The following is a 26,147-nucleotide window of genomic DNA, read 5'->3' as shown; positions in this document are numbered from 1 at the left end:
TGTGACTTTTCTACTGCAGCCCACGACTGCCTGGCTTTATTGCAGGCATTGCAGCCAATTCTGGCGGCAAATCGTCTGGCGCATATGCTGGCACATTAAAGCCGGTTAGCGCAACCAATGGCACCCCAACGTCAGCTTCGCCGTCGGAGCGATCGACAAGACATGCAGCGGCCACAACGTCAGCGCCAAGTTCTTTCAAGCAGTCAACACATTCACGAATTGAAAGACCGGTTGAAACAATATCTTCAACCACAATCACTTTTTCACCAGGCTTAACTTCAAATCCGCGACGCAATTCAAACTTGCCATTAACCCGCTCGGTGAAGATTGCTGGCTTTTTCAGGTGACGCGATGTTTCGTAGCCCGGGATAATCCCGCCAATAGCAGGCGAAACGATTTGCGACACGTCGCCAAAGCCCTCGGCGACAATCTTTTCGGCAAGCGCTTTGCACAAAACTTCTGCCTTGTCGGCATGCATAAACACGCGCTGTTTTTGCAAAAATGTAGGGGAACGCAAACCTGAAGACAGAATGAAGTGTCCTTCCAATATTGCACCGCAAGACCGAAAAACGTCTAGCACTTCTTCCTTGTTCATGGCCTATTCTCCTGAATCCAGCTGTTGATATTGTTCGCTCATATTTTGAATGATGTCGGCTTCCGCAGATGATGCACGCACAACCTTTGCCACCCCAACGATCCGCATTAATGTTGCGGTTACATCGTTGAGTTGGGTGATATCAGTTAGTTCCAACTCGAAAAGCATTTCGTTGAAGTCAACGGCGGCTGAGCGCGATACGAGGTTGGAAATATTTGCGCCGGCGGCGGCAATTGCGGACGTGACTTGTGCTAATATGCCTGGTTTGTTGACGGATTGCACCGCAATAACCGCGCGGTAAAGCGACGTATCATCTTCAGCCAAGTCCCAAAGCACATCGACCCACAAAACCTCTTGTTCGTGGTAGTCCAGTAGTGCCTCTGAAACGATTGGATAGACCGTTAAGATGTCATCGGGTGTTAGTATGCCAACCAAACGATCTCCGGGCAAAACCCCTTCAGCGGCGATTTGGACAGGCGTAGAAAAGTCCAAGCTGGAGAAAGTCAGCGATACGCTTTCAGGTAGATTTTGTCCGCCGGGCACGCGGAATTTGAAGCCGTTGCCCTGGGCAAGAGAAAACCACCCGTCCGCAGAAGCCCCTACCCGCAAATCAAATGGTTTGCGTTTTTTGTCTTTTTCCGAGCCGCGCAACACATCGATTTGCTTGATCAGTTCGTCGCCAGAAACCGTCGCATCACCAAGTGCGATATGGAGACCACGCATATTGTTGACGTGCAATGCGGCCAACAACTTGTCGGTCTCTTTTTTGTCGAGCGTAATTGCTTCACGCTCCATGATCGCTTCAAAGATCTGCTGACCAAGCGCATTGGCGCGTTCTTGAGCAGCATGACGTAGCGACTTGCGGATCGCTGCACGCGCCTTACCTGTAATCGCAATATTTTCCCAGTTCGGCGGCGGCGTGTGTGCCGGGTCGCGAACGACTTCGACTTCATCGCCATTGCGCAATTGGGTGTTGAGCGGCATCACCGTGCCGTTGATTTTGCACCCTACGCATGTTTCGCCAATGTCGGTGTGTACGGCGTAGGCAAAGTCAATTGAAGTCGCACCACGCGGCAAAGCGATCAAACGGCCCCTTGGGGTAAAGCAGAATACCTGATCTTGGAACAGTTCAAGTTTTGTGTGTTCCAGAAATTCTTCTGGATTGTCGCCTTCAGTAAGGTGCGCAATGGTAGAGCGTAGCCAGCCATAAGCGCGGCTTTCTTTCTCCAACCGGCTCATGTCGCCGGAAATTCCCTCTTTGTAGAGCGCATGCGCCGCGATACCCAGTTCGGCAATACGGTGCATTTCCTTGGTGCGAATTTGCAGCTCAACACGTTGACGGCGCGGCCCAACAATTGTGGTGTGAATTGAGCGATAGTCGTTTTGTTTCGGCGTCGAAATGTAATCTTTGAATCGCCCAGGCACCACAGACCAAGTCGTGTGCACTACCCCGAGCGTTTGATAGCATTTGGCAACATTATCAACCACAACGCGGAAGCCGATAATATCGGAAAGCTGCTCAAGGCCAATAGACTTACGTTCCATTTTTCGAAAAATCGAAAATGGCGCTTTTAGCCGCGTAGAGACATCAGCGATGATGCCCTCTTCCACAAAACGAGCGGCCAGCTCCATGCGAATTTCATCAACGACTTGCCGGTTTTCTTCTTCATATGCTGCAAGACGATCAGAAATGGCTGCGTAATGCTCTGGGTGCAGCGTTTTGAAGGACAAGTCCTCCAGCTCAGACCGCATGTCTTGCATGCCCATGCGCCCCGCTAGTGGCGCGTAAATTTCCATCGTTTCTTGCGCGATGCGCTTGCGTTTATGCTCGGGGACAAAATCGAGCGTTCGCATATTGTGCAATCGGTCGGCCAGCTTAACCAACAAAACGCGCACATCTTCTGAGATGGCAAGCAGCAATTTGCGGAGGTTTTCCGCCTGCGCTTCTTCTCGTGAAGTCAGATTTAGTCGATCAATTTTTGTAAGGCCGTCAACAATGGCACCAATTTCATGACCGAAAAGCTGGTCGATTTCGGCACGCGTTGCGTCTGTGTCTTCAATCGTATCGTGAAGCAATGCCACAGCAATCGTCGCATCATCGAGGTGAAGTTCTGTCAGAATAGCCGCAACTTCAAGCGGATGTGCAAAGTAAGGGTCACCGGAGGCACGGAATTGCGAACCGTGTTTGCGCATGCCGTAAACATAAGCCTTGTTCAACAGGGCTTCATTGGCATTAGGATTATAAGCTTGTACGAGCTCTACCAGCTCATATTGACGCATCATAAGAGTTTGCGCAGCTCCGGTTTAGAGAAAAAGGAGTTCATTCGCGAAAAAGGCGCCGAAACCGACGCCTTAAAACTAACTGGTTGCAGCACGAATGCGCAAGATTAATCGTCGCGACGCTCAGGTGGCGCAAGGCCTTCAATGCCGCGCAACAATTCTTCTTCGCTCATTGTGTCGAACACCATGCCATCATCGTCATCGCTGCGGCTTTCAATAAGCGGCGCTGTTTCTGGTTCTGGCTCGTCCACTTCCACATATTTTTGCAATGAGTGGATGAGATCTTCTTTGAGGTCACCCGGTGAGATCGTGCCGTCGCCAATTTCGCGCAAAGCGACAACTGGGTTCTTATCATTGTCCCGATCAATTGTGATTGGTGAGCCAGATGAAATAAGCCGCGCGCGGTGCGAGGCCAGCAAAACCAATTCAAAGCGGTTTGGGATTTTTTCGATACAATCTTCAACTGTGACGCGTGCCAAAGTGAATTCTCCAAGACTAAAGGTGCAGGCTGCCGTGCTTACAACAATCACTTGTGTAATACAAGACCCAAAATTGTGCCGCATTGTTCAACATTTGGTCATCGACACATTCACACTGTTTGATCTATTAAAGCCAAAGAACCAAAGTAGTGTGATTTGCGTACCAAAGGTGCTACACTTTGCGGGGTGAGCGAACTTTTACCGAATCATATGGTAATATTATGTCAAATTTAACAAGCTAATATTGCTTGTTGACACAGAGTAAGGCAAATTTGCTGAATGTTTGATCCGAGTGAAAAAATTGTCCTGTTTATGGACGGTGCCAATCTTTATGCCACCGCAAAGGCATTGGGCGCAGAGTTAGACTACCGTCGTATGTTGGCTGAATTTCAAAGCCAAGCATATCTGCTTCGAGCGTACTATTACACTGCGCTTGTCGAAGACCAAGAATATTCCTCCATTCGCCCCCTTATCGATTGGTTGGACTATAATGGCTACACAGTTGTAACGAAGCCCGCCAAAGAATTTGTGGACTTTCAAGGTCGGCGCAAAATCAAAGGCAATATGGACATCGAGATTACTATCGATGCGCTAGAATTGTCAGATCATTACGACCATCTTGTCCTGTTTTCTGGTGACGGTGATTTCACCGCGCTGGTTGCAGCGCTTCAAAAGCGCGGCAAGAAAGTGACTGTTGTTTCAACCAAAGCGACTGCATCACCAATGATTTCTGACGATCTTCGTCGTCAGGCCGATTACTTCATGGATATTGCTGATTTGGCGAAATCCGTGGGCCGCGAAACTGAATCTGCTGACTAAGTAGAATTCGATAATTCAGGTCGAGTAAACACGTTGCAAGATACGAATCCGCCACTGGACTGCCCCTTATGCCCACGGCTAGTTTCGTATCTTGAAGACGCACGTCAAAAATACCCAGACTGGCACAACGCTCCGGTTCCCAACTGGAGTGCGCCCTCACCTCGTTTGATGATTGTTGGCCTTGCTCCCGGACTAAAGGGAGCGAACCGCACAGGCCGCCCATTTACAGGCGACTGGGCTGGCGACCTCTTGTATCAAACGCTTGTGAAGTTTGATTTTGCCAAAGGCAATTACGGTAAGTCGCGTGAAGATGGCTTGGAACTGACTGACGCTATTATCGTCAATGCGGTGCGCTGTGTGCCGCCGGAAAACAAGCCAATTGGCGCTGAGATCAACAATTGTCGCCCATTTTTGCGAGCAACGGTTGAACAGACCACATCAGTTCAATGCGTCGTTGCCCTTGGCGGCATCGCGCACAACTCCTTTTTGACCTTGTTCGATGTCAAAAAGAAAGATCTACCGTTCGGACATGGCAACGAGCATCAATTGCCCAATGGCACGACGCTTATCGATAGCTATCATTGCTCGCGATACAACACCAATACGGGTCGACTGACCGAGCAAATGTTTGAGGACATTTTTGCGCGGGTGCGCGAGATTGTCGGCAAGTAACAGAAAGATCCTAGCCGTGATCTTTCATCAGGCGGGACTTTTGCCGCGCCCAATCACGATCGCGCTCGGTCTGACGCTTGTCGTGGGTCTTCTTACCCTTTGCCAAACCAATTAAGAGCTTCGCCATACCGCGATCATTGAAATAGAGCTTAAGCGGCACAATGGTGTTGCCATGCTTTTCAACGGCGCCCATCAAACGGCCAATTTCACGCTTTGAAAGCAACAGTTTGCGTTTGCGCCGTTCAAAGTGATTGAAACGGTTGGCTTGCAAATATTCCGGAATGTGGGCGTTGATCAGCCAAATCTCACCCTCTTCAGGTGCGGCGTAGCTTTCGGTGATTTGTGCCTTGCCATTGCGCAAAGACTTCACCTCGGTGCCCGTGAGCACGATTCCGGCTTCCATCGTATCAAGAATTTCATAGTCAAAGCGGGCCCGGCGGTTTTCAGCCACCAGACCTGATATTGCTTTATCTTTTTTCTTCTTTGCCGCCATTGGTTTCGATTACGCCTTGTTGACGAGCCCCGCATGTTCAAGCGCTGCATCAACGGCAGCTTTGGTGCTGTCAGAAATTGGCGCAAGCGGCAAACGCACATCTGCTTCGCAAAGTCCTAGACGTGAAGCGACATACTTCACAGGCACAGGGTTTGGATCTTTGAATAGTGCCGTGTGAAGTGGTGCCAACTTGTCCTGAATTGAAAGCGCTTTTGCAAAATCGCCAGCGAGACTTGCTTCTTGCATCTCGTTGCAAAGTCGCGGTGCAATGTTTGAGGTCACCGAAATGCACCCCTGCCCGCCATGCGCGTTGTAGCCAAGCGCGGAGATATCTTCGCCAGATAGATGGATGAAGTCATCATCCAAATAGTGACGTTGCAAAGACATGCGCGCCATGTCTGCTGTCGCATCTTTCACGCCTACGATATTCGGACAAGCTTTGCGCAAGCGCACCATTGTGTCGATGTTGATATCAACGATCGAACGGCCCGGGATGTTATACAAAAACACAGGCAGGTCCGTTGCATTGGCAATGGCTGAAAAGTGCGCAAACAAACCGTCTTGGTTTGGTTTGTTATAGTAAGGTGAAACCGACAAAATGGCGTCGGCGCCAACTTGCTGTGCAAATTTTGCAAAGCCGATAGCTTCTTCAGTGGAATTGGACCCAGCGCCGGCGATCACCGGCACCCGTTTGTTTGCAGTCTCTACACAGATCTCGATAACCCGTTCATGTTCGGCGTGGCTAACAGTTGGGGATTCACCGGTTGTGCCTACTGGCACCAAACCCTTTGTTCCTTCACTTATTTGCCAATCTACGAACCGGGAAAAAGCAGATTCATCAACCGCACCATCGCGAAATGGCGTGATCAACGCTGTAATAGAACCACGAAACATCGTCGTTTCCCTTCTCACTCAAATCAATACGCACTGTTGACAACATGTTGTCGCCAAAAGGTCAAATATTTTCCGCAATTTGAACCTGAATGTGCCGAAGTTGTTGAACATAATCGCTGACGATTACGGCGACAAGCCGGCGGGTGCGAAAATGGTGCGGTTTTTGGCAAACCCTAAACCGATCATTCACCTTAATGAATTATGTTCAACGCTTGTGCCGCGCGACGGGGGCTGCGTGGCCAGTGAATTTGTATTGCGTACACTTTAGGGATCAAAAGATGCCAGCTATTCGCCCACTTCAGTTCAAGCCAATGTTGCGCGCAATCGCCATTGCAGGTTGTGCAATTGTGCTTGCCCCAAATCTTGGCGCTTATGCGCAGCAGCAAATCGACAATACGGTTACCAACTCCATTGGCAGTGGCAGTCAGACCACAAGCAAAAAAGGCAGCCAACGCTTTCAGAACGCCCTCGCCGCATTAAAAAAAGGTGATTACGCAAACGCATATGCTGCTGCTCGTAGCATCGACAGCGACGTCGAACGCCGTGCAATCCAGTGGGCCGCCATTTACTTCGGCAAGGGTGAGATCGACCACAATACGGTTTTGCGCTTTCAAGCAGACGCACCGCATTTCGCCACGGCAAAAACCTACAAAACCCGCATGGAACAAGCGCTCGCAGACGTCTCGGCCGACGCTGACACGGTGATTTCTCTGCTCGGCGGGCAGATGCCATATACGTTAGACGCGCAGATTGCATTGGCGGACGCTTATGTCAAAGACGGCCAAGTCGAGCGTGCCGGTCGGATAATCAAATCGGTTTGGATCAATAATTTCCTGACCCGGACAGAAGAAGCTGATCTTCTTGCTCGTTACGGGCGACAGCTTACACGCGACGACCATTGGGCACGTGCGGTGCGTTTGCTCATGCATGATCGCGCAAGTGGCGCTGAGAGGCTGATGGATTACCTGTCGCCTGCCCAACGCAGTTTGGTTGTGGCGCGCGTTGCGGTTTCTCGCAAACAAGGCAATGCGGCTTCTTTACTAGATCGCGTGGACCCCGCTTATCGAAATCATCCGCTATTCTACTTCGCCAACGCGCAAAGGTTGAGCGACAGCGGCGCGATAAGTGCTGCGGTCGCCGAATTGAACAAAGCATCCGGCACCTTGCCGGAAGCTCACATGTGGTGGTACGAGCGGCGTACGCTAACGCGCAAGCTTTTGGCGTATGGCAAGGCGTCGACTGCATACCAAGCAGCAGCGGGCTATACTAGTGGACCTGAAGGGCGCCTGGTTGATTCTAATTTCCATGCCGGTTGGATTGCATTGGAGTTTTTGAACAAGCCAAGCGTTGCTTTGAAACATTTTGAGAAAATGTCCAGCATGTCGACATTGCCTTCGAGTGTATCAAAAGCGCATTATTGGCTGGGCCGAGCATACACAGCACTTGGTGATGGCGGCAAAGCAAACGCACATTTCAGCCAAGCTGCGCTTTTCAATCAATATTATTACGGCCAGTTGGCCATGGTTCGCTTGGGCAAAAAGACAATTTCGCTTCGCGGTTTGCCAAGCTGGCAGCAGAGCGAAGCAGCGTTTAACCAACGTGAAATTGTGCGGGCAATTCGCCTGTTCGAAGCCAACAAGGCAAATGATTTTGCGCGACCGCTCAATATTCGCTTGATCTATCAAGTGAAGGATGCAGGCGAAATGCTGCTCACCGCACGTTTGGCGCAAGATATTGGCGCACATGACCTAGCCATTTTGATGTCTGATGTGGCCAATAGTCGAGGTGTTGGTTTGGATTTGTTTGCGTTCCCGAAGGACGGGCTACCGCGTCACAAGCTGGCGGACGTAGACAATGCGGCCGTTTATGCGGTTGCGCGGCAGGAAAGCCGCTTCAGAAGCACAGCGGTCAGTCACGCAGGTGCACGAGGCTTGATGCAGTTGATGCCTGGCACCGCGAAAGAAACCGCAGGCAAACTGGGCATTTCATATTCGCCATCAAAACTGACTTCTGATCCGGCATACAACGCTCTACTTGGCTCCACATATCTAAAGGCTCAACTTGAGCGCTATGATGGATCGCTCGTGCTCGCTGCCGCCGCTTATAATGCAGGCGGCGGTAATGTGAACAAATGGATCAAGACCTATGGTGACCCTCGGGAGAGCAACATCGATCCCGTCGTCTGGATCGAGCTAATCCCGTTCACAGAGACGCGTGGCTACGTGCAAAAGGTTTTGGCGAACTACCAGATTTACAAACTACGATTGGGCGACAATCGCCTGCAGATGGCCAAATATCTACGTCGCATCGAATAGTTGAAATGCAAGGAATGCCAACGACTATTCATTGCGGTTCATTGTTGGTATAGCGGTTGGTATGGACCTTGACCTTTCACTTCGCCAAGAGAAAACACCCGCACGGATGATCAGCGTGCGCAACGGCGCGCGCCAAATTGCGGTGCGCTTATCTGGCGACTTTGATGATGCAACCCGCCTTCCGATAGTTTGCCTTGCTGGCTATCATCGCAACATGAGCGACTTCTTTGCTTTTGCAGACAAATTCTCGGAATTCTCAGCAAAGAATTGGCCAATTGTGCGGGTTGACCTGTTAGGGCGCGGCCTTGCCTCGCATGCACCAAAAGCCGAAGATTACTCGACGCTTGATGATGCGTCTGACATGGCCGAGATGTGCCGAGCCTTGGGCATCCACAAAGCGATTTGGTTTGGGCAATCCCACGGTGGCAATGTGATCATGGCAATCGGGTCCAAAACCCCTACCCTTGTTGGCGCTGCGATCATGTGTGATGCTGGAGCATTGATTAGCGCACAGGGGTTGGTGCGACTTCGCAATAACCTCAAATTCCTATCCAAAATCCGCAATCAAGAAGACGCGTTGCTCGCAGTTCGTCAAATCCTGAGTGCCGACTACCCTGCATTGGGCGCAGGAAAGCTAGATAGTATTGGCGGTAGAACGCACGGGTGGAACAAAAAACGGCGTCGATTAGAACCCCGATTTGATTGGCGATTGATGGAACGGTTGGAAGCGTTTGACAATGATGATGTGCTCAACGCGAACTGGGAAATGTTTGATAGCTTGAGCCAAGTGCCCATGCTGCTGATGCGAACGCGGAATACTGATTTAATGCGTGCCGATGTCTATCAACGCATGTTGAACCGTCGCCCTGATGCTATTTCACTTGAAATAGAGGGTGAAGGATCGCCCGCTCTTCTGGAACACGCAGAAGAAATGGGTGCAATCGCTGAATTTGTCATGCACATCAACAAAAATTTGCTCAGCTAAGACAAAGGGCCGGCAAACCCTGTTTGCCAGCCCCTCAGTTCAATTTGCTTTTTCAGTCAGTTAGCTGTCTTTTGCTAGCTTTTTAGCTTGGGCGATCCACTTTTCGCGGTCAATGCGACCTTTGAACGAAAGTTCTTCATCAACCCACTTAACTTCTTTCCTGCCCCAAGAGGCGACCTGATCGAAGTGGTAGATACCCATGCCGTTGAGGATTCCCTCAATCTTTGGCCCAATGCCCTTGATGTTCTTCAAATCATCTTTTTTGCCATCTCTTGGCCCCGAAAGCGTTGCTGGTTTGCCATCGCCAGCGGCTGCGGCTTTTTTCGCAGGCGCTTTCTTTGCTGCAGCTGGTTTAGCTGCAGCGGCAGATTTCGCTGCGGGCTTTTTAGCTGCGGCTGGCTTACTCGCAGCCGGCTTTTTGGCCGCTGGCTTTGTTGCTGCTGTTTTTTTGGCTGCCGGTTTCTTGGCTGCCGAAGTTGAAGCTGTTGTTTTCGCTGGTGCCTTCTCAGCAACGGATGCTTTTGGCGCAGCTTCTGCTTTCGACGTTTCTGCAGTCGTTGTTGAAGCAGCAGCGGAAGGTGCGCTAGTGCTCGCCTCACTTTGGGCAGCAGCTGGCGCCGGCGCGTCTGCACTTATCATGCGTCGCAAGAAATAACCGATCAGGCAACCAATCAGAAATGCTGCAAGCATTAATAGCGCGATCTCAATCAGATGCGGTGTATTCATTCCAATTCCCCTTTGACTAACGTGCGCTTACTTTTGGTTTTCGCCAGCGTAGCTCATCCATCCAGTTAGGATGCCAATGACCAAAGCAATGGTCAAATAGAGCCAATATTGCGAAATCAGAAATCCGATTGTTTCAAAAAACATAGTTTCCTCCAATTATTGGCCGAAGCCTACTCCAGAGCAGAGCGCACTGCAAATACAATGCGCCGGTTCTGTTTTTTGCCAGCACGCGTATCGTTTGTTGCAATTGGCAAAGTCTCTCCATACCCAACCGCAAATAGTCGTGTTGGGTCAACGCCTAGCTCGATCAATTGATCCACCACACGTTCGGCACGCAACACCGAAAGCGTTAGATTTGCATCCGCTGGACCGTCCGCGTCAGTGTGTCCTTCAACCTCAACAACGGCCTCAGGGCACAAGCTAAGTTGCGCAGCAATATCTGACAGTACAGCAAGAGAAGTCTCGTTTAGATTTGTGCTGCCGCTCTGGAACTCAATTGAGCTTTGTTTCAGCAAATCAACAATGACTTCTTCACAAATCACCCAAGCAGGCGGTGTTGTGATTTCGATCTGCCAGTCATTTGGTGCAAGCGCAAGCGCCGCAATGGCACGATCGCGAGCGACAAAATCTGGCGCGCTGCCTTCAAATATCCACGTTCCTGCTTCCAACCGGGCTGCACCTTGCGGCAGATGACCAAGCGCCTCAATCGCTGACAAAGCCGAAGCGGCGAACCTGTCTGGTGCCCCCTCACCGATGGATAGGGACGAAACATCAGCAATGCCGGTAGCAAGTTGCAAGCTATAGCGCACGCCAGCGTCTGGCGTATTACCATTCATTGAAAGCGCCCCATCTTCCTTCTTGATGGTCCAAGAAAACGCATTTTTTAGCGCATCAGCTTCAGCCTTGGCTTTTGCTTCCGCCTCTAGCCGCGCTTGTTCCTCAGCTTCCGCTTTGGCTTTTGCTTCCGCTTCTAGGCGTGCTTGTTCTTCAGCTTCAGCCTTGGCCTTTGCTTGCGCCTCTAGCCGCGCTTGTTCCTCAGCTTCCGCTTTGGCTTTTGCTTCCGCTTCTAGTCGTGCCTGTTCTTCAGCTTTAGCTTTTGCCTCGGCCTCTAGCCGCGCCTGTTCTTCGGCTTCCGCTTTAGCTTTTGCCTCAGCCTCTAACCGCGCTTGCTCTTCGGCTTCCGCTTTGGCTTTTGCTTCCGCTTCTAGCCGAGCTTTTTCTTCGGCTTCCGCTTTGGCTTCCGCCTCTAGCCGCGCTTTTTCTTCAGCTTCGGCTTTAGCTTTGGCTTCCGCTTCTAGCCGCGCTTGCTCTTCGGCTTCCGCTTTGGCTTTTGCTTCCGCTTCTAGTCGTGCTTGCTCTTCGGCTTCAGCGATATCCGCCGCATTTTGCAGGCTAACTTGCCATTCCGGCTCACTATCGTCTGAAAGCATTTGGCCAATCACGGTTTCAACCGCTTTGTCCGGAGCAATTCCGGCTATTTTCCAATTTTCGCCATCAAATTGCAGTGTGCCTTCGTCCAGCATTGCCAATATGCCCAGTCCACGCTCGGTACGCGCTAGGAAAGCTTCGCGGCTTGCTGGCTGCGCACCAACGAGTGAAAGCTTGTCACCATCTCGAGACCAAACCAAATCATCGGCCAAAAACCCGTCATAAACAAATAGACCATCCTCAGTCTTAGTTGCGGACAAAGTGAGTTGGTCAATCGGCAAAACAACATGCAAGTCGAGCCGGAATGAGGAGCCAAACGGCGCCAAAGTCTCAGTAATCTGCGCAATTGCTTCGTCCGACTTGGCACTGCCAAGAAGCGTCCAGACTTCGCCCGAAAGGCTTGCGCGCCCCGCCTGAAGTAGGTCAAGAGCTTGCAGTGCTGCGACCGCTTGATCGCCAAAGCCTTCAGGAGCACCCAACCCGATTTTCAAATTATCTGTATTTCCTTGGGTTTCGCTAAGCTGTTGTAACACCTGCTCATTTGGTACATACCCCGATTGCAGCAAGGTGCCGTCTTCGGATTTTTCCGCAGACCACAAATATGGAACGATGGGTACAATCTTTGCATCTAGGTCAAATTGCCATCCATTGCTTGGCAGCGCATACTCACCAAGGTCCCCCATGATCGCATCAACGTCATCTTGATGTGCGGCTGTACCTGTTAGCTCCCAATTCTCGCCGTTGAATTTGAAACTGCCTATTTCAAGACGCTGCAGCGCCGAAATACCAACATTCACCGCTTCTTCAAAGCCTTCCGGCTCGCCGCTAGCCAAACTAACATCTGACTGGCCCATTCCGGTGAGCAGCAGCTGAGTTTCCTCGCTGCGAACGTTGCCCGCAAAAGTCAGCTCGCCATTTTCAATCTTTGCTTCAAATAGATAGGGATCAGCAACTGGTGGCGGCAACACCGTAAACTGCGCACTTTGCCAGCCATCAATTTGAATCTGTTTGTCAGAAAACTCTTGTAAGAGACTGTTTTGTTGATCTTTGTTGGCAGTTTTCGCATCAATCGCCCAACCGCCTTCATTGAAACCAATCTGACCTTCGACCATGAAATTCGAAGCAGAAGCACTGGCCAACGTTATTTCAGCGAAACCTTCTGGCTGCCCAGCGGCAGGCAGCAATTCGTTTACTATCTCAGGCGCGGTGATCGCATTTAAGATTTCACTGGTTAGCTCTTGTGACGGCGTGTAACCCGCCAAGCGAACGCGGCCTTCATTTTCTTTTTCCAAAGACCATTGATAGGGCGAAATTGTTGGCAATTCGATATTGGCAACCGCCAGATCATAGCCGTCGGGAATGTTCTGCCCGAACTCCGCCTGTAAAGCCAGGAAGTCCTGTGGTGATATTGCCTGTCCTTGGACGATGATCTTGTCGTCTTCAATCGCTGCGGACGCGCCATTTTGCAAGTGACTTAGCGCCAAAGCGACCGCATCAATTGCTGCGCCAAACTTTTCGGGCGCGCCATTGGCCACCCGCACATTTTCAACACTCACTTGATCCGCAAGTGTTTGAATTTTGTCAGCTTCTTCGTCAGAAGGCACATAGCCAGCAATGACGAGTTGATCATCAACCAATTCAAACTTAAGTGTGAATGGCTTAACCGTTGGGCGCTCTAGCTGAAGCGCCACTTTAAAAGCATTCAATTGGTCAGGCAGCGCGTTCGCCTTGTCAAAATCAGCAAAGGCTTGCGCGACGCCATTGATTTTTATTGTCTCATCTGAGATCTCCACCTGCCCGGTCTTTAACGCCAACAACACATCGACCAGTGCGGTAATTGCATTTGAGAACCCTTCAGGCTCACCTGAGCTGACACGCAACATTTCTGCAGCAAAGCCTTTGTTTCCAAGTTCGGCGGCTATTTCCTTCGCAGCAACGTTGCCATTGGCGACAAGCATGTTTTCGTCACTTTTTGTCAAGGAGAGCACATAAGGAGAAACAAGCGGTGCAATAATGTTGCCCGTTCCGCGTTTCAAATTGTCCGGAAACCCTGCGCCGAAAACCACATCGAGTGTATGCAGCGCCTCGTGATCTTTTGCTCGACCATCAAACGAGACCTCCAAGCCATTCACATCGACAGTGCCTTGATCAAAGTGCTGAAGCAATCTGATGGCAAATTCAGATGCGTCACGCCAGTCATTTGGCGCTGGGCTGCCTGATGCAAGTTTCAGATCGATTTCCCCATCACCAAACCACTTAGTGGTTTGTGCGATCAACGCTTGAGTTGGCATACCGCCAACCATGGAACGATTTTTGGAGTCTTTTGAAAGCTTTAGGCTAAATGGCTCAAGTTTGGGTGCAAGCTCGGCGTCCAACGTGAACTCACTCGCGATATTGATACGCGCAAGCACTTCCCGAGCATCTTCAATCTGTGAAGCGCTTGTGGCAAGCCCAGAGGCCGAGATCGACCGACCGTCAACTTCCACGTCTGCCCAGCCATGGCCAAAGTCGGATAGATCCTTCTGAACTTGGGCTCTTAATGTGTTCTCGACATTCAGCTGATTTTGCCAAACGGCAAAAGGTGCCCCCAATCCAGCAACAACAATTGCTGCGCCAAAAATATTGACCCACTTTACGCGACTAAGAAATCCCATCTGGCAAGCTACTCCAATAAGGGCACGCAATGAATGAAAACGATCACAAACAGACTGTCTTTAACATGCCCTGGTCGTCATCCGCCGCCCACATTGTTCGACCAAAGCATTTGTTTTGCAAAAGTTTAAGCAGAAACGCTGTGAGTTCCAGTGTTTTTTTGGAATATGTCGCAGCTGTTAACAATTTAACTGATCGTGCATCCAAAACCGGACCTACAGCTCAGCGCAATTGGCGCAAAACGAAGAAAGGCCCAGCAAATGCCGGGCCTTCCAAAGAAAGTTCGATTAGACCGTTAGGACTATTCGAAAGCTTTTTCGAAGCTTGTTGAGATGCTGTAATCGCCTGAGCTTGCAGCTTCAACACCAACGCTTGCTTCATAACCACCACCTGGTGCCCATGTAAGACCAGCGTCGAATGTAGATGTGCTTGCGCTTGTGAATGTTACACCAGCGTCTGCAGTCAATGTATCAGATACACCGAACTCACCTTCAACACGTGCTGACCAAGCAGAAGCTTCGTTAACTGTGAAACCGGCTGTCAATGTTGTGTTGTCGTCGATTGCTGCTACGCCAGAAATCGCGAAGTCCCACATGCTTGCAGGCTCAAGATTCAAGCCAGCTGCCAATGTGAACATGTCGAATTCTGCTGAAGCAGAAAGAACAGCTTGCCAAGCAGAAGCTTCGTTCGTGATGAACGCAGCTTGGAATGTTAGGTTATCTGCATTAATAGAACCGCCAGTGTGCAAGTCCCATGCGCCGCCGCCCAAAAGAACGTCGTCAAATGCTACTGTTGCGTGCGCAGTACCCCAATCTTGTGAAACAGCAACAGTGCCAACCAAAGTAGCATTGTTTGTTGTGTCAAGATCTTCAAAACCGATACCAGCAGTTACGCCGTCACCAAGGCTTGATTGCAATTGGATAACGTGACCGCCAACATTGCCGCCAAGTGCATCGCTAAGCTCAACAGAGAAAACAGCTGTCAAAGTTTCGCCGTCGTCTGTGTTGCCGATTGTGCCTTTTTTACCAGCATAGATAACTGTTGAAGCAGCGTCACCGATACCAACATATGCGTCACCGAAGCCGATTGTATCAACCGCGCCAGCGCCTGAATCTGTGCTTGCACCTTCAAGAGTGAAAGTAGCGAAAGCTGGGCCGAAATCGCTGTCTGCTGTAGCAGTTGCAGTCAATTCCCAAGCAACGTCAGAAGTTGTGTTTTGCGTGCCAGCAGTAACGGTGTCTAGGTCGTAGTTACCATATTTCCAAGCATAAGAAACTTCGCCAGAAAACGCCAAGCAGTTGCTTTCAGAAGAAATTGTAAGACCTGTGATGTTCAATAGATCACATGTGTCAAGTGCTACAGCGATTGGGTCTGCTGCTTGTGCTGATGTGCCAAGAGCAAGAACTGCTGCTGAACCAAGAAGTAGGCTCTTAATTGTCATAATACTGACCTCCAAAAATCAGTTAGTTGTTTTGGACCGGTTGTTACCGGCTGTTTGTCGAAACGTGACCACACTTATTGTTTGGTGTGTTTGACGTCGCGTTTGCGACCGACAAACGAATCCATGCATGGTTTCGCATTAGCCAAATTACTGATACGCCCCGAACATTCAAGCGAAGATGTGCATGCGAAATACGCTTGATGGAGTGCTGTTGCATTTTCAACACAGATTGAGCGATTGGCGCACCCTACATGATTAATGGCGGTAAAATTTGCCTAGCAATTTGCGCGAACTCACAAATCCATTATCGATGCGTTAATCCTAGTCCGCCGCGGCACTGCCTTACAAGTTTCGTTTTCGCTGTTGACCAAGACGCCCAGTTGGGGCATCTACGCCCTCCCGCCGCACTATTGTTCTTTGCACGTTTTAGAATTTGGACAAGTCAATGCCTGACGCAAACTTTTCGATGGGTGTCGATTTCGGCACGACCAACACTGTAGTGGCTTTCGCCGGTTCAACAGGCGCTGTGAGAAGCATCAAGTTCGGTACAGGAGACGCGGCGAGCGACGTCTACCGCTCTGTTCTATGTTTCCAACGTGATGAATCTGGTTCAACAGCGCGTACAGAAGTATCAGGTGGCATCGAAGCGATTGATACATATTTGACCAGCGCGAACGATGTGCGCTTTATCCAGTCCATCAAAAGCCATGCGGCAAGTCACCTATTTGAAGAAACACGCATATTTGGTCAATCCTACAAATATGAAAACCTTATGTCAGCGTTTCTTCAATGCGCAATAAAAGAAGCTGGCACAGAATTGAAGCAAATGCCAAAGCAGTTCGTTTCTGGTCGCCCGGTAGCGTTCGTGGGCAGCAAACCCGATAATCAATTAGCCACAGAGAGATATGAACGCGCCTACGCACAGGCGGGTTTCTCAAAACCGCAGCACGTATATGAACCTGTTGGCGCGGCCTATAGTTATGCGCAGCGGCTTAAAAAGGATGCAACGGTACTCGTTGGCGATTTTGGCGGCGGCACAAGCGACTTTTCTATTGTCCACTTCGAAAAGAGAGACGGAAAGACCGTCGCCCATCCTGTGGGATATTCAGGCTTAGGCATTGCCGGGGACCGCTTTGACTATAGAATTATCGACGCCGTCATCTCCCCAAAGCTGGGTAAATATGGACAATACAAATCATTCAACAAATTCCTTGAGATGCCCAAGCATTATTATGCTCAATTTGCGAAGTGGCATCAGTTGGCGCTGCTGAAAAACCCGCAAACATTGCGCGAGTTGCATAATTTAGCGAAGAGCGCCACGGAGCCCGAACAGGTTGAAGCCTTGATTGAGACAATCGTTGATGATCGAGGATTTGATATTTATCGGGCGGTTTCCGCCGCAAAAGCGCAATTATCCTCATGCGAGAGTGCCACGTTTGAACTGAAACTGGGTGGCATTGATGTTGGCGACACATTGAATGTCGATGATTTCAACAATTGGATTGCGCCGGATTTGGTTCAAATTGGGGAAACGGTGGACCAATTGCTGCAAAACACGAATTGTCGCGCAGGCGAAATCGACAATGTGTTTCTAACCGGCGGAAGCTCGTTCATCCCTGCCGTGCAGAGAATATTTGAGCAAAGATTTGGACGAGCAAAATTGGCTAGTGGCAATCAGTTTCAGTCTGTTGCGATTGGTTTGGCCCTTATTGGGCAGGAGCGAGATATTTCACCATGGCTGGCGTCCAACACAATCTAGCACACGGCATTCGTTTGAACTTGCCTCGACGGGCGAACTTGTTAGGTTGAACGAACTAAGTTGGGTATCCCACCGCCGTTTTGGAGTTCGCACATGTCAGGTCACAGCCGCTTCCGCACAATTGCCATCGTTCGGGAAATCGAATCTCCTGAAAATCCCGGCGGGCTTGAAAAACGCGTAGCTGTTGTCCCGAGCGACATCCCCACACTTTTGAATACGGGTGCCGAGGTCTTTGTTGAAGAAGGTGCTGGTCTCGGCGTTGGGTTTTCGGACCAAGAATATGTGGACGCGGGCGCAACTCTACAATCTGCAGGCAACATCTACAAAGACAAAGACTTGATCATAAAATTTAAAGGCCCTTCCCTTGCTTCCATAGCAGCGATGCGCCCGGGCTGCACTCTTTTGTGTATGGCCCATTTTGGCTCCTTCCCCGATCGCGCGCGGATTTTGGAGGAACACAAGATCAATGTCATCGCGATGGAAGAGATTGTTGAAGCACCAAAAGTCGAAACCGATCAATCGATCATTGCTAGGACTGCAATGGCGACGGCTTTGCAGCCGTTTCTTCACAACAATACGATTGGCGGTTTGAACGTTCGCGTTGTTCAATGGTCACAAAGAACGCTTGCTGCTATTCGGCGGGCGGGAAACCGCGACCCGAGATCGCTCAAGGTGATTCAAAAAGACACCTCGGTTGAGCATCTGGATGAAAGCGGTCCTTCATCGCTTTATTTCTACGATGGTGAAGACGGCATTGGTGCTGAAATGCTTGCGCATTTGCAAAATTCTGGCGCACACTTGTTTGATTTATCAGCTTACGAACAAACAAGTGGCGCAATGGCAGTGGAATCTTGGCGGGAAAGCCATCCACCACTTCCGTTCGGTCTTCGTCGTATTCAGTGCCTCCACCAAACCGGTCAAGCAGGTGCTCGCTATGGCTTGGAGCTCTTAAAACAAAACAAACCTGACTTGGACAAAAAGAATGCCAAAGCGGTTATTCTTGGCTATGGCAACGTTGCTCAAGGTGCTATGCGCGAGCTCTCGGACCAAGGCGTTCGTGAGATAATTGTATTGGGGCAAACCCATACCAAATCTGGCCGCATCGAGTACTGGCTGAATAATGTGGACCTGATTGTAAATGGCGCTGACCAACCCGTGCATTTAAGAGGTCGCAATTATTTGGTCACAAACGAGCATTTGCAAACGCACATTCCTGATGGCTCCGTGGTAATTGACCTTGTGGGCGGCAGCCCAACCAACCGTTCGCCGATCGAACCCGTTCTTTCTTGCACATTTCTGACCGAACCGCATTTCGTACAAAGCGGCGTTACAATTTCGGCCCTTTGGGGCTGGCCAATGCTCGGTATGATGCGCGAAACCGCAATTACGTATTCTGGGCAAATCGTTGATGTGATTGCAAAGAAGGAAATGCTTATTGATGGCTTGGACGCTCTTGCGCCGGGTGTTCGACGCGCCCTCGTTTGCGGGCCGCACAGTGCCTGAGCGGCTTAAACCTGCAAATCAAAAACGATAATTCCAGCTGATCCGCCTTCGCAATTGGCGACCAATTCAGCACCTAGTTTTTGGTGAACCGGATGTTCAGCATAGCGTTGCACAGATTCTTTGTCTTCAAACTCGACAATGAATCCATGCGTAAACTCAGCACTTTTTTCTTCAAAATCGAGATTGGTGCCAGAGACAAAGCTGCTCAAACCGTCCACCTGCCCTACCAAAACTTTGAATGAATCGACTAGGCGAATTCGTTCTGATGGGGAAACATCATCCTTGAACTTGCAAAAAACACAATGTCTGATCACGCGCTTGTCCTAGTCCGCAATACGTTGCGCCACCAACCAAACTGGCTGATAGGTCAGCGGGATTATTCCGTTGGCAGCAAATCGATCAAAATAGTCTTTTTCGAACTGGGCGAAGTTAGCTTTGGTCAGTTGTCCATCTGCACGACCATTCACACCAGTGTCGCGCAAATGTCGCAACATTGGCGCAAGGGCATCAAATTCCAGCGTAATTTCCGCTGAACTGACGAGTTTGATTTCCATGTAACTAGGCAACATGCTCGATAAATCAGTTTCACTTGTATAGCTTGGTGCACCAGCCCGCGATCCAAGCGATTGCAATTGGTGAAAGTGCTGGGAGCCAAAGCCTGACAAGGCGAGCCAACCGCCGACATTTAGTTTGCTTGCCAAACGCGGAACAAACTCATCTAAACTTGGAATCCATTGAATTGCGGAACTAGATGCGACCAAGTCCAGTTTATCTGGAAGTTCAATATGTTGCGCAGCGCCGGGAACAAAAGTCGCCTCGCGTATTACGTCACGAATTTGTGCACCGCATTCGGGAACCAGATCATTAGCCACAAAATTTTCAAACTGAAACTTTTCCGCTAAGTGCTTTGTCAGCCCTCCGGTGCCGCAACCAAATTCGAAAATGCGGGAAAATGTCTGCGCGCCACACAATTGCTGTAAGAGTTCTGCCAACTGCCAAGCGACCTGCGACTGAACGCTTGCGCTTTGGTCATAGCTGTCAAGACCACGGCGAAAACACGCTGCAATTCGATTGTCGTCGATTACTGGCTTTTCCACTTTATACAGCATCCACAATCTCTTCCCAACGAGTCCATGCGGCAAACGGAATGTGCGACCCATTGATGGTTTTGATCAGTGTCGATGTACCCTCAAATGCACGTAGCAAATTGGCCGACATAAATATGCGGTCTTTGTCGCTCAGAATAGCCTTATCGAAGACAACCAGAGGCCCGTTTCCGCGTTGTTGCACCGCCAGTAGTTCGTCCTTTAGCGCGTTCACATCTGCTTCCAATCTTGGCTGCTCATCTCCGAAACAGCGGGTAAGAAACATCTGAAGGCTATCTATGTCCAGTGAATCAATGGTTTTTTGCATAATCACTGGCGGAATACCGGTTTTTCGGTCCACTGGCGTCACGCTACCATTGATCGCGATTTTGGCGGTGAAGCAATCCATGCGGCCCGCCTGCCAGTGCGCATAAGCAGCGACGCCGAAAGAAAATGCCACAAGGATCCGTCGATCATATTGAGCAAGCGGTGGCAGTTCAGCATCCAGCAAACGAAAATCGTCAACAAACAGAATATCATAGTCGCCTTGCAAATGTGCAAGCGGGGCAAAGCCAACGGCCCAGCCACCGAATACGACAATGACATCTTTGTTGTTGTCTTGCTTGATCCACTGGCAATTCATTAGAGCACCTTCGCCAATTTCAACATCGCGGCGGTGATTTGCGACAGTTCATCAGGAGTCGTAATAAATGGCGGCATTGTGTAGATGTTTTTGCTGAATGGGCGCAAGTAGACGCCGTTTTCCTTGGCAAAACCGTGGGCCACGTCGGCACTAACCGTATGATCCATTTCAATTACGCCAATCCCACCAAGTACACGCACATCTTTGACCCCGGTATAGGATTTTGCAGGAGCGAGATCCGTTCTCAATTGTTCAGCAATAGCCGCCGTTTGAGTTTTCCAATTGCCTTGCGCCAAAATCTCCAAACTGGCTTTCGCGGCAACACAAGCGAGCGGGTTCGCCATAAAGGTTGGGCCGTGCATGAAGATGCCAGGCGAACCATTGCCGATCGTTTGTGCAACCTTGTCGTTGGTCATGGTGGTCGCAAAGCTGATATGACCGCCGGTCAATGCTTTGCCAAAGCAAATGATGTCGGGCTCGATTTCGCAAAAGTCAGTCGCGAACAGTTTGCCCAGGCGGCCAAATCCAGTGGCGATCTCATCAAAAATCAGCAAAATACCAAATTCATCGCACAGTGCGCGCGCCTCATTGAGATACTCGGGATGATAGAAATACATCCCGCCGGTGCCCTGCACCACCGGCTCCAAAATGAAAGCCGCAATTTGCGCGCTATTGGCTTCAAACAATGCACGCAACTCGCCAAGTCCATTGGCAGCCGGATCATCAATCCATTCTTCATCAATAGCGATTGGTGGTCGGTTGATAAAAAGCTCAACCGCCAGCGCGCCTTGGAACAAATGATGCATACCCGTGTCGGGATCACATACGCTCATCGCTTTCCACGTATCGCCATGATAGCCCGACCGGATAGTGGCAAACTTGCTGCGCCCTTGAAAACCCAATGCATGCTGATATTGCACCGCCATTTTCATGGCGACTTCCACCGACACAGAACCGCTATCGCAATAAAAGATGCGCTGCATCGACTTTGGCGTCATCTCTAAGAGCTTTTCCCCTAGTTCAATCGCCGGATCATGCGTGAGACCGCCAAACATGACGTGAGGCATAATATCGAGCTGATCGTGAATAGCTTTCGTGATTTTGGGATGTTTGTGGCCGTGCAATGCGCACCACCAAGACGACATGGCATCGATAATTTTGCTGCCATCATCCAGAGTGAGCCAGACACCTTCTGCCTCTTTCACGCGAAAGGTGGGGCCGGGTTTTTCAACATTCGTATAGGGATGCCAAAGGTGCTTTTGGTCAAATTCAAGTGGCGTCATATTTTCAGCGCCTCTTGAATTGGCTTGAGATCAATCGCTTCAGCAAAGCGGGTTGAAAGTTTCGCTGGGGCCAAATCATCAATCATCGGCAAGCGACCAAGCCGGGCAACTTCGCCGAAATCGCAAATGGTCTGCTCGACCTCTGGTTCGGCGTCACCGATAAATGCAATGCCGACAATCTTGCAACCAGCATGCCGCAACATATGAATCGACATCAGTGAATGATTGATGGTGCCAAGCTGTGTACGTGCGCACAGAACAACAGGCGCGTTCCAATGCGCGAACATATCAAGATAGAGCTTTTTGCGGTTAAGCGGCACCATGATGCCACCCGCCCCTTCAACAACCAAAACGCCTTCGCATTGCGGTATTTCAAGTTGCTGTATGTCGATCTCGGTGTGCTCTGCTTCGGCAGCCAAATGTGGCGATGCCGGCATTTTCAGGCGATAAGTTTCTGGCAAAGTGGGCCGCCCTGAAAGCTTAGCGACAATCTCACTGTCGGTCGCTTCTTCCAAACCTGCTTGCACCGGCTTCCAATAAGTCGCTCCCAACGCTTGCGTAAGCCCTGCGGAAAAGATCGTCTTGCCAATTCCAGTATCTGTGCCAGTCACAACAATCGGGTTAGCCATTGAACTTTGCCTCCAAACCAAGCGCACTCATTTCGTCGTTCAAGTCGTGGAGCATCCGCTCGATTACATCAATCGGCGTATTCAATGTGATTGAAATACGCAACCTTCCAGTCCCTTTTGGCACAGTTGGCGGGCGCACGCCTCGGATATCGTAGCCCTTATCTTGCATAGCTGCGGCCAACGCCATTGTTGGTTTGTCATCACCGATAATGATGGGCAAAATCTGGCTCTCGAAGCCCTCAAAACCGCAAATCTCCTTGGCAAGATCATGTGTCCGCGCGGTTTGTGCCAGGGCTGTGTTTTGACGATCAGGATTAACTTGCAACTCATTGAGAGCGGCGCGTACCAGTGCCGCATTTAACGGCGATGGTGCCGTGGAAAAAACGAAACCCCGTGCTTTGTTGATCAAAGTCTCAATTAGCACCGACGCTCCACAAATCAGTGCTCCAGAAACACCAAGCGCTTTGCCGCACGTGTGCAAGCACAACACATTGGGATCATTGGCTATTTGATGTGAGAGCCCGCGTCCACTATCGCCGAAGACGCCCGTTGCGTGGGCTTCATCAACAATCAGAGTTGCGTCAGTTTGGTGTGCCAACTCATACAGTTCTGCAACTGGGGCTTTGTCGCCATCCATTGAATAAACGGCTTCGCAAGCAATCCAAACGCGCCCCTCGCCGCCTTCTGCGCGCCAATTTTCAATTTTCAATTTGGCTTCTGCGACATCATTGTGGGCAAAGCTTTGTGTGTCGGCTCGACCCAACCGCATGCCCTCATGGGCGCTAGCATGGATCAAACTATCGAAAAGAACCAAATCACCAAGCTGTGGTAATGTGGAGAATATAGCCATGTTGGCGACGAACCCGTTACCCAAGAAGAGCGCACGCTCTGAACCAAAAAATGCAGCCGCTTCCTGTTCCAGCAGCACATGTTCTTGGTCGTTGCCACGCAAAAGACGAGAGCCCCCGGCGCCAACACCAACGCCGCGATCTAGCGCATCGTGCGCCGCTTGGCGCATGAAAGGAGCGTTAGACAAACCAAGATAGTCATTTGAGGCAAAATCATAGCCGTTTCGCGCAATCAGCTCGCGATATCGCCCTCTGTTTTTGAGAGCATCCAACACGCCTTGATGGCGGGGAAACAAACTCATTTTTTGCCGTCGCAACCTACAGCCATTGCAGTGATGCCAAGCTTATTGAAAAGCACCGCATCCTTGTCTTCATCGGGGTTGTCTGCGGTTAGCAAAGTGTCGCCAACAAAAATCGAATTTGCCCCAGCAAAGAAGCACATGGCCTGCAGCTCATCAGTCATATCAGTACGACCAGCTGACAAACGCACGTGTGATCTAGGCATCAAAATACGCGCTAAAGCGATTGTGCGTACAAATTCGATCGGATCAAGTTTTTGCACTTCGGCCAATGGTGTATCTTCCATTGGAATGAGCATATTGATTGGCACAGAATCTGGGTGTTCATCCAAAGATGCTAATGTCAAAAGCATGTCGATGCGATCCATCTGCTTTTCACCCATGCCAACGATACCGCCTGCACACACTTTAATACCCGCTTCGCGGACACGGTTTAGCGTGCTGATGCGATCCGCAAATGTACGGGTCGTGATAATCTCTGAGTAGTACCGCTCTGAGGTATCGATATTGTGGTTGTAGTAGTCCAACCCAGCATCTTTAAGGCGATGAATCTGCTCATCTTCGAGCATACCAAGCGTCATGCATGTTTCCATGCCCATTTCCTTGACGCCTTGCACCATAGCTTCAAGTACCGCCATGTCTCGCTCTTTAGGCGACCGCCAAGCAGCGCCCATGCAGTAGCGGCTCGCGCCACCCTCTTTCGCTTTTTGTGCCTCGGCGAGTACGGCCTGTACTTCCATCAGCTTTGAAGCAGAAAGCTTTGAGCCATTACGCGCAGATTGGCTGCAATAGGCACAATCTTCTGCACAGCCGCCTGTTTTGATCGACAATAGCTTTGAGCGCTGAACCTGGTTTGGATCAAAGTTTTCGCGGTGAACCGTTTGCGCTTGATAAAGCAGATCCATGAAAGGCTGGTTGTAAATGCGCTCAGCTTCTTCGCGAGCAGCTGATTTTTGATCAACCTTTTTTCCGTCTAGCGTGAACTCATCTGCATTCACACCCTCACCCGTTTTCTTGTAAACGGTGATCGTGGGTGTTTCGAGATCAGTATGCGCATTGTCTGCTGGCATTTTATCTTCAAGCTGCAAGGACACGCTCCTTTTTATAGATAATTTTGATCCACACCAAATCTTGTGGCTATTTTTTATAGATAACTTTAATTTTGCGCAAGGGCCAATTCGCCGCGTTAAAGTTAAAGCGCAGTCATAGTTACCTTATACTGGACTTTCTCAGCCGAACAAGGGAATGCATCTCATCAATTCTGGTATGCGGCACGAAGCTTGTTTCAAAAAAATCATTTTGGTGGCCGATCTGAAGAAGAATGGTCACGTGATGGTGGCAGGGCCAGCATTTCAATACAAAAAGTCTATTCCTTACCTTCCGTATGTTTACGCACTGCAAGAATCATATTCTATTTTAATTGCGTGTCTCTAATGTAATTCGCAACCCAATGTGCAAATCAAAGCTTGTTGCCGATTGGCACGTCACAATCAGGAGGATTCATGGCAAGCGCCAGAGCAAATATGGGCACCGAAGAGATTTATGATGCGCTCCACTCGCGGATTGCAAATCTTGAGCTCCTGCCCGGCGACAAGCTTTCTGAAGCTGAAACAGCACAGTCATTTGGTGTATCGCGACAGCCTGTTCGCGATGTATTTCGTCTTCTTGAAAGTCAGGGCTTGCTAAAGATACGCCCTCAGCGTGCAACGCGGGTGCGTGGTTTCGATATGGAAGAAATACACGCCGCGCGATTAATTAGGTCCGCGATCGAATATGAAATTATCCGCAAAGCATGTGTTGCGCCCGTTCAAGACCTCAAAGATGAGATTGAGCTGGTGTTGGCATCACAAAAGCTCACAACAGAAAACAGAGCTGCAGACGAATTTCATAAGCTTGACTATCAATTCCATCATCTCTTAGCGCAACGTGCCGGATGCGAAACTGCGTTTCAAACGGCCTCTTTGAACAAAGCAAAGGTTGATAGGCTGTGCACTTTGGAGCTGGACGAGACGGGCAAACTTGATCAATTGCTACAAGACCATATTTCTATTGCCCAAGCCATTTTTGACAATGACCCTGACCGCGCAATCGCTGCGGCGCGTGTTCATTTTTCGCGCCTTGATGAGACAATTGAAAAAATTCGGGCGGCATACCCTCACTATTTTGAGAACAGCTAGCCAAGATTTACAAATTATTGACAAATAAACACCGCCAGCCTAATGATGAACATAGTGGCAGGTCACGGCGCAACTTGATTTGAGAATTTTTTATTGAGCCCTATCAATAAGTTATGAGTTCCAGGTGTGATGGCGCGTAATT

Annotated in this window: 23 protein-coding genes; 8 read left to right on the top strand and 15 right to left on the bottom strand. The window is 50.0% G+C overall.

The window, feature by feature from the left end; genetic code table 11:
* Positions 1–10 precede the first annotated feature (10 nt).
* The 3 genes from pyrE to rpoZ all read right to left on the bottom strand — a co-directional run bounded on the left by pyrE (position 11) and on the right by rpoZ (position 3,354).
* Positions 11–595: an orotate phosphoribosyltransferase gene (gene pyrE / locus QQL65_RS12235; protein ID WP_284364957.1), complete on the bottom strand. Its 585-nt coding sequence runs from the start codon at positions 593–595 to the stop codon at positions 11–13.
* Positions 596–598: 3 nt separating this feature from the next.
* Entirely contained in the window at positions 599–2,878 is a 2,280-nt protein-coding gene (locus tag QQL65_RS12230; protein ID WP_284364955.1) for a RelA/SpoT family protein, read from the bottom strand.
* 104 nt (positions 2,879–2,982) lie between these two features.
* Complete coding sequence (gene rpoZ, locus QQL65_RS12225; protein ID WP_284364953.1) at positions 2,983–3,354, bottom strand: DNA-directed RNA polymerase subunit omega; 372 nt, start codon at positions 3,352–3,354, stop codon at positions 2,983–2,985.
* A gap of 279 nt (positions 3,355–3,633) precedes the next feature.
* On the opposite strand from rpoZ, the gene QQL65_RS12220 reads away from it, so the two are divergent.
* The gene (locus QQL65_RS12220) at positions 3,634–4,173 is read left to right on the top strand and encodes a LabA-like NYN domain-containing protein (RefSeq protein ID WP_284364951.1); all 540 of its coding nucleotides are present in this window, start codon (positions 3,634–3,636) and stop codon (positions 4,171–4,173) included.
* Between the two features lie 33 nt (positions 4,174–4,206).
* Positions 4,207–4,845, top strand: a complete 639-nt coding sequence (locus tag QQL65_RS12215; RefSeq protein ID WP_284364949.1) for a uracil-DNA glycosylase — start codon at positions 4,207–4,209, stop codon at positions 4,843–4,845.
* Positions 4,846–4,855: 10 nt separating this feature from the next.
* Here the strand turns inward: QQL65_RS12215 and smpB are convergent, their stop codons facing one another.
* Together smpB and dapA are read right to left on the bottom strand one after the other, a co-directional pair.
* Positions 4,856–5,338, bottom strand: coding sequence for an SsrA-binding protein SmpB (gene smpB / locus QQL65_RS12210; protein ID WP_284364947.1), 483 nt, complete (start codon positions 5,336–5,338; stop codon positions 4,856–4,858).
* A 9-nt stretch (positions 5,339–5,347) separates the two neighbouring features.
* Entirely contained in the window at positions 5,348–6,232 is an 885-nt protein-coding gene (dapA, locus tag QQL65_RS12205) for a 4-hydroxy-tetrahydrodipicolinate synthase (RefSeq protein ID WP_284364944.1), read from the bottom strand.
* Between the two features lie 91 nt (positions 6,233–6,323).
* Here dapA and QQL65_RS12200 point away from each other — a divergent pair, with 91 nt between their 5' ends.
* The 3 genes from QQL65_RS12200 (at position 6,324) to QQL65_RS12190 (ending at position 9,532) form a co-directional block, all read left to right on the top strand.
* Positions 6,324–6,500 (top strand): hypothetical protein, encoded by a 177-nt coding sequence (locus QQL65_RS12200; RefSeq protein WP_284364940.1) that lies wholly within the window; start codon positions 6,324–6,326, stop codon positions 6,498–6,500.
* Positions 6,501–6,510: 10 nt separating this feature from the next.
* Positions 6,511–8,547, top strand: a complete 2,037-nt coding sequence (locus QQL65_RS12195) for a lytic transglycosylase domain-containing protein (protein ID WP_284364937.1) — start codon at positions 6,511–6,513, stop codon at positions 8,545–8,547.
* 61 nt (positions 8,548–8,608) lie between these two features.
* On the top strand, positions 8,609–9,532 hold the full coding sequence (locus QQL65_RS12190; RefSeq protein WP_284364933.1) for an alpha/beta fold hydrolase: 924 nt from the start codon (positions 8,609–8,611) through the stop codon (positions 9,530–9,532).
* Positions 9,533–9,592: 60 nt separating this feature from the next.
* Here QQL65_RS12190 and QQL65_RS12185 read toward each other — a convergent pair whose 3' ends face one another.
* The 3 genes from QQL65_RS12185 to QQL65_RS12175 all read right to left on the bottom strand — a co-directional run bounded on the left by QQL65_RS12185 (position 9,593) and on the right by QQL65_RS12175 (position 15,779).
* A complete protein-coding gene (locus QQL65_RS12185) occupies positions 9,593–10,258 on the bottom strand; it encodes a proton-conducting membrane transporter (RefSeq protein ID WP_284364931.1) in 666 nt (221 codons plus the stop codon).
* Positions 10,259–10,428: 170 nt separating this feature from the next.
* Entirely contained in the window at positions 10,429–14,340 is a 3,912-nt protein-coding gene (locus QQL65_RS12180) for an OmpA family protein (RefSeq protein ID WP_284364929.1), read from the bottom strand.
* Between the two features lie 299 nt (positions 14,341–14,639).
* The gene (locus tag QQL65_RS12175; protein ID WP_284364926.1) at positions 14,640–15,779 is read right to left on the bottom strand and encodes a hypothetical protein; all 1,140 of its coding nucleotides are present in this window, start codon (positions 15,777–15,779) and stop codon (positions 14,640–14,642) included.
* Between the two features lie 445 nt (positions 15,780–16,224).
* Here QQL65_RS12175 and QQL65_RS12170 point away from each other — a divergent pair, with 445 nt between their 5' ends.
* Positions 16,225–17,538, top strand: a complete 1,314-nt coding sequence (locus tag QQL65_RS12170) for an Hsp70 family protein (protein WP_284364924.1) — start codon at positions 16,225–16,227, stop codon at positions 17,536–17,538.
* Between the two features lie 93 nt (positions 17,539–17,631).
* Positions 17,632–19,041 carry a hypothetical protein gene (locus tag QQL65_RS12165; RefSeq protein WP_284364922.1) on the top strand — a complete coding sequence of 470 codons (1,410 nt, stop codon included), beginning with the start codon at positions 17,632–17,634 and terminating at the stop codon, positions 19,039–19,041.
* A gap of 5 nt (positions 19,042–19,046) precedes the next feature.
* Here the strand turns inward: QQL65_RS12165 and QQL65_RS12160 are convergent, their stop codons facing one another.
* From QQL65_RS12160 to bioB, 7 genes are read right to left on the bottom strand one after another with little or no spacing between them, the layout of a single operon-like run.
* Entirely contained in the window at positions 19,047–19,355 is a 309-nt protein-coding gene (locus tag QQL65_RS12160; RefSeq protein ID WP_284364919.1) for a Dabb family protein, read from the bottom strand.
* 9 nt (positions 19,356–19,364) lie between these two features.
* A complete protein-coding gene (locus tag QQL65_RS12155; RefSeq protein WP_284364918.1) occupies positions 19,365–20,150 on the bottom strand; it encodes a methyltransferase domain-containing protein in 786 nt (261 codons plus the stop codon).
* A complete protein-coding gene (locus tag QQL65_RS12150; RefSeq protein ID WP_284364917.1) occupies positions 20,140–20,769 on the bottom strand; it encodes a pimeloyl-ACP methyl esterase BioG family protein in 630 nt (209 codons plus the stop codon). Before QQL65_RS12150 ends, QQL65_RS12155 begins: the two co-directional genes overlap by 11 nt.
* A complete protein-coding gene (gene bioA / locus QQL65_RS12145; RefSeq protein ID WP_284364915.1) occupies positions 20,769–22,052 on the bottom strand; it encodes an adenosylmethionine--8-amino-7-oxononanoate transaminase in 1,284 nt (427 codons plus the stop codon). The genes QQL65_RS12150 and bioA overlap by 1 nt, the downstream gene beginning before the upstream one ends.
* Complete coding sequence (bioD, locus tag QQL65_RS12140) at positions 22,049–22,681, bottom strand: dethiobiotin synthase (protein WP_284364911.1); 633 nt, start codon at positions 22,679–22,681, stop codon at positions 22,049–22,051. The genes bioA and bioD overlap by 4 nt, the downstream gene beginning before the upstream one ends.
* Positions 22,674–23,831 carry an 8-amino-7-oxononanoate synthase gene (locus QQL65_RS12135; RefSeq protein ID WP_284364908.1) on the bottom strand — a complete coding sequence of 386 codons (1,158 nt, stop codon included), beginning with the start codon at positions 23,829–23,831 and terminating at the stop codon, positions 22,674–22,676. Before QQL65_RS12135 ends, bioD begins: the two co-directional genes overlap by 8 nt.
* The gene (gene bioB / locus QQL65_RS12130; protein WP_284364907.1) at positions 23,828–24,916 is read right to left on the bottom strand and encodes a biotin synthase BioB; all 1,089 of its coding nucleotides are present in this window, start codon (positions 24,914–24,916) and stop codon (positions 23,828–23,830) included. The genes QQL65_RS12135 and bioB overlap by 4 nt, the downstream gene beginning before the upstream one ends.
* 414 nt (positions 24,917–25,330) lie before the next feature.
* On the opposite strand from bioB, the gene QQL65_RS12125 reads away from it, so the two are divergent.
* Positions 25,331–26,005, top strand: a complete 675-nt coding sequence (locus QQL65_RS12125; protein ID WP_284364904.1) for a GntR family transcriptional regulator — start codon at positions 25,331–25,333, stop codon at positions 26,003–26,005.
* The last annotated feature ends 142 nt before the right edge of the window (positions 26,006–26,147 follow it).

Source organism: Maritalea porphyrae, from assembly GCF_030159895.1.
Taxonomy (GTDB): domain Bacteria; phylum Pseudomonadota; class Alphaproteobacteria; order Rhizobiales; family Devosiaceae; genus Maritalea; species Maritalea porphyrae.
This window is presented reverse-complemented; position numbering and strand designations above follow the sequence as displayed.

Bases quoted from the DNA above. Each gene is read 5' to 3' on its own strand.
- QQL65_RS12125 (WP_284364904.1), top strand. From the start codon at position 25,331: ATGGCAAGCGCCAGAGCAAATATGGGCACCGAAGAGATTTATGATGCG.
- QQL65_RS12185 (WP_284364931.1), bottom strand. From the start codon at position 10,258: ATGAATACACCGCATCTGATTGAGATCGCGCTATTAATGCTTGCAGCA.
- bioD (WP_284364911.1), bottom strand. From the start codon at position 22,681: ATGGCTAACCCGATTGTTGTGACTGGCACAGATACTGGAATTGGCAAG.
- QQL65_RS12135 (WP_284364908.1), bottom strand. From the start codon at position 23,831: ATGAGTTTGTTTCCCCGCCATCAAGGCGTGTTGGATGCTCTCAAAAAC.
- pyrE (WP_284364957.1), bottom strand. From the start codon at position 595: ATGAACAAGGAAGAAGTGCTAGACGTTTTTCGGTCTTGCGGTGCAATA.
- QQL65_RS12175 (WP_284364926.1), bottom strand. From the start codon at position 15,779: ATGACAATTAAGAGCCTACTTCTTGGTTCAGCAGCAGTTCTTGCTCTT.
- QQL65_RS12165 (WP_284364922.1), top strand. From the start codon at position 17,632: ATGTCAGGTCACAGCCGCTTCCGCACAATTGCCATCGTTCGGGAAATC.
- QQL65_RS12170 (WP_284364924.1), top strand. From the start codon at position 16,225: ATGCCTGACGCAAACTTTTCGATGGGTGTCGATTTCGGCACGACCAAC.
- QQL65_RS12190 (WP_284364933.1), top strand. From the start codon at position 8,609: ATGGACCTTGACCTTTCACTTCGCCAAGAGAAAACACCCGCACGGATG.
- QQL65_RS12155 (WP_284364918.1), bottom strand. From the start codon at position 20,150: ATGCTGTATAAAGTGGAAAAGCCAGTAATCGACGACAATCGAATTGCA.
- QQL65_RS12195 (WP_284364937.1), top strand. From the start codon at position 6,511: ATGCCAGCTATTCGCCCACTTCAGTTCAAGCCAATGTTGCGCGCAATC.
- QQL65_RS12180 (WP_284364929.1), bottom strand. From the start codon at position 14,340: ATGGGATTTCTTAGTCGCGTAAAGTGGGTCAATATTTTTGGCGCAGCA.
- QQL65_RS12220 (WP_284364951.1), top strand. From the start codon at position 3,634: ATGTTTGATCCGAGTGAAAAAATTGTCCTGTTTATGGACGGTGCCAAT.
- QQL65_RS12150 (WP_284364917.1), bottom strand. From the start codon at position 20,769: ATGAATTGCCAGTGGATCAAGCAAGACAACAACAAAGATGTCATTGTC.
- smpB (WP_284364947.1), bottom strand. From the start codon at position 5,338: ATGGCGGCAAAGAAGAAAAAAGATAAAGCAATATCAGGTCTGGTGGCT.
- dapA (WP_284364944.1), bottom strand. From the start codon at position 6,232: ATGTTTCGTGGTTCTATTACAGCGTTGATCACGCCATTTCGCGATGGT.
- bioA (WP_284364915.1), bottom strand. From the start codon at position 22,052: ATGACGCCACTTGAATTTGACCAAAAGCACCTTTGGCATCCCTATACG.
- QQL65_RS12230 (WP_284364955.1), bottom strand. From the start codon at position 2,878: ATGATGCGTCAATATGAGCTGGTAGAGCTCGTACAAGCTTATAATCCT.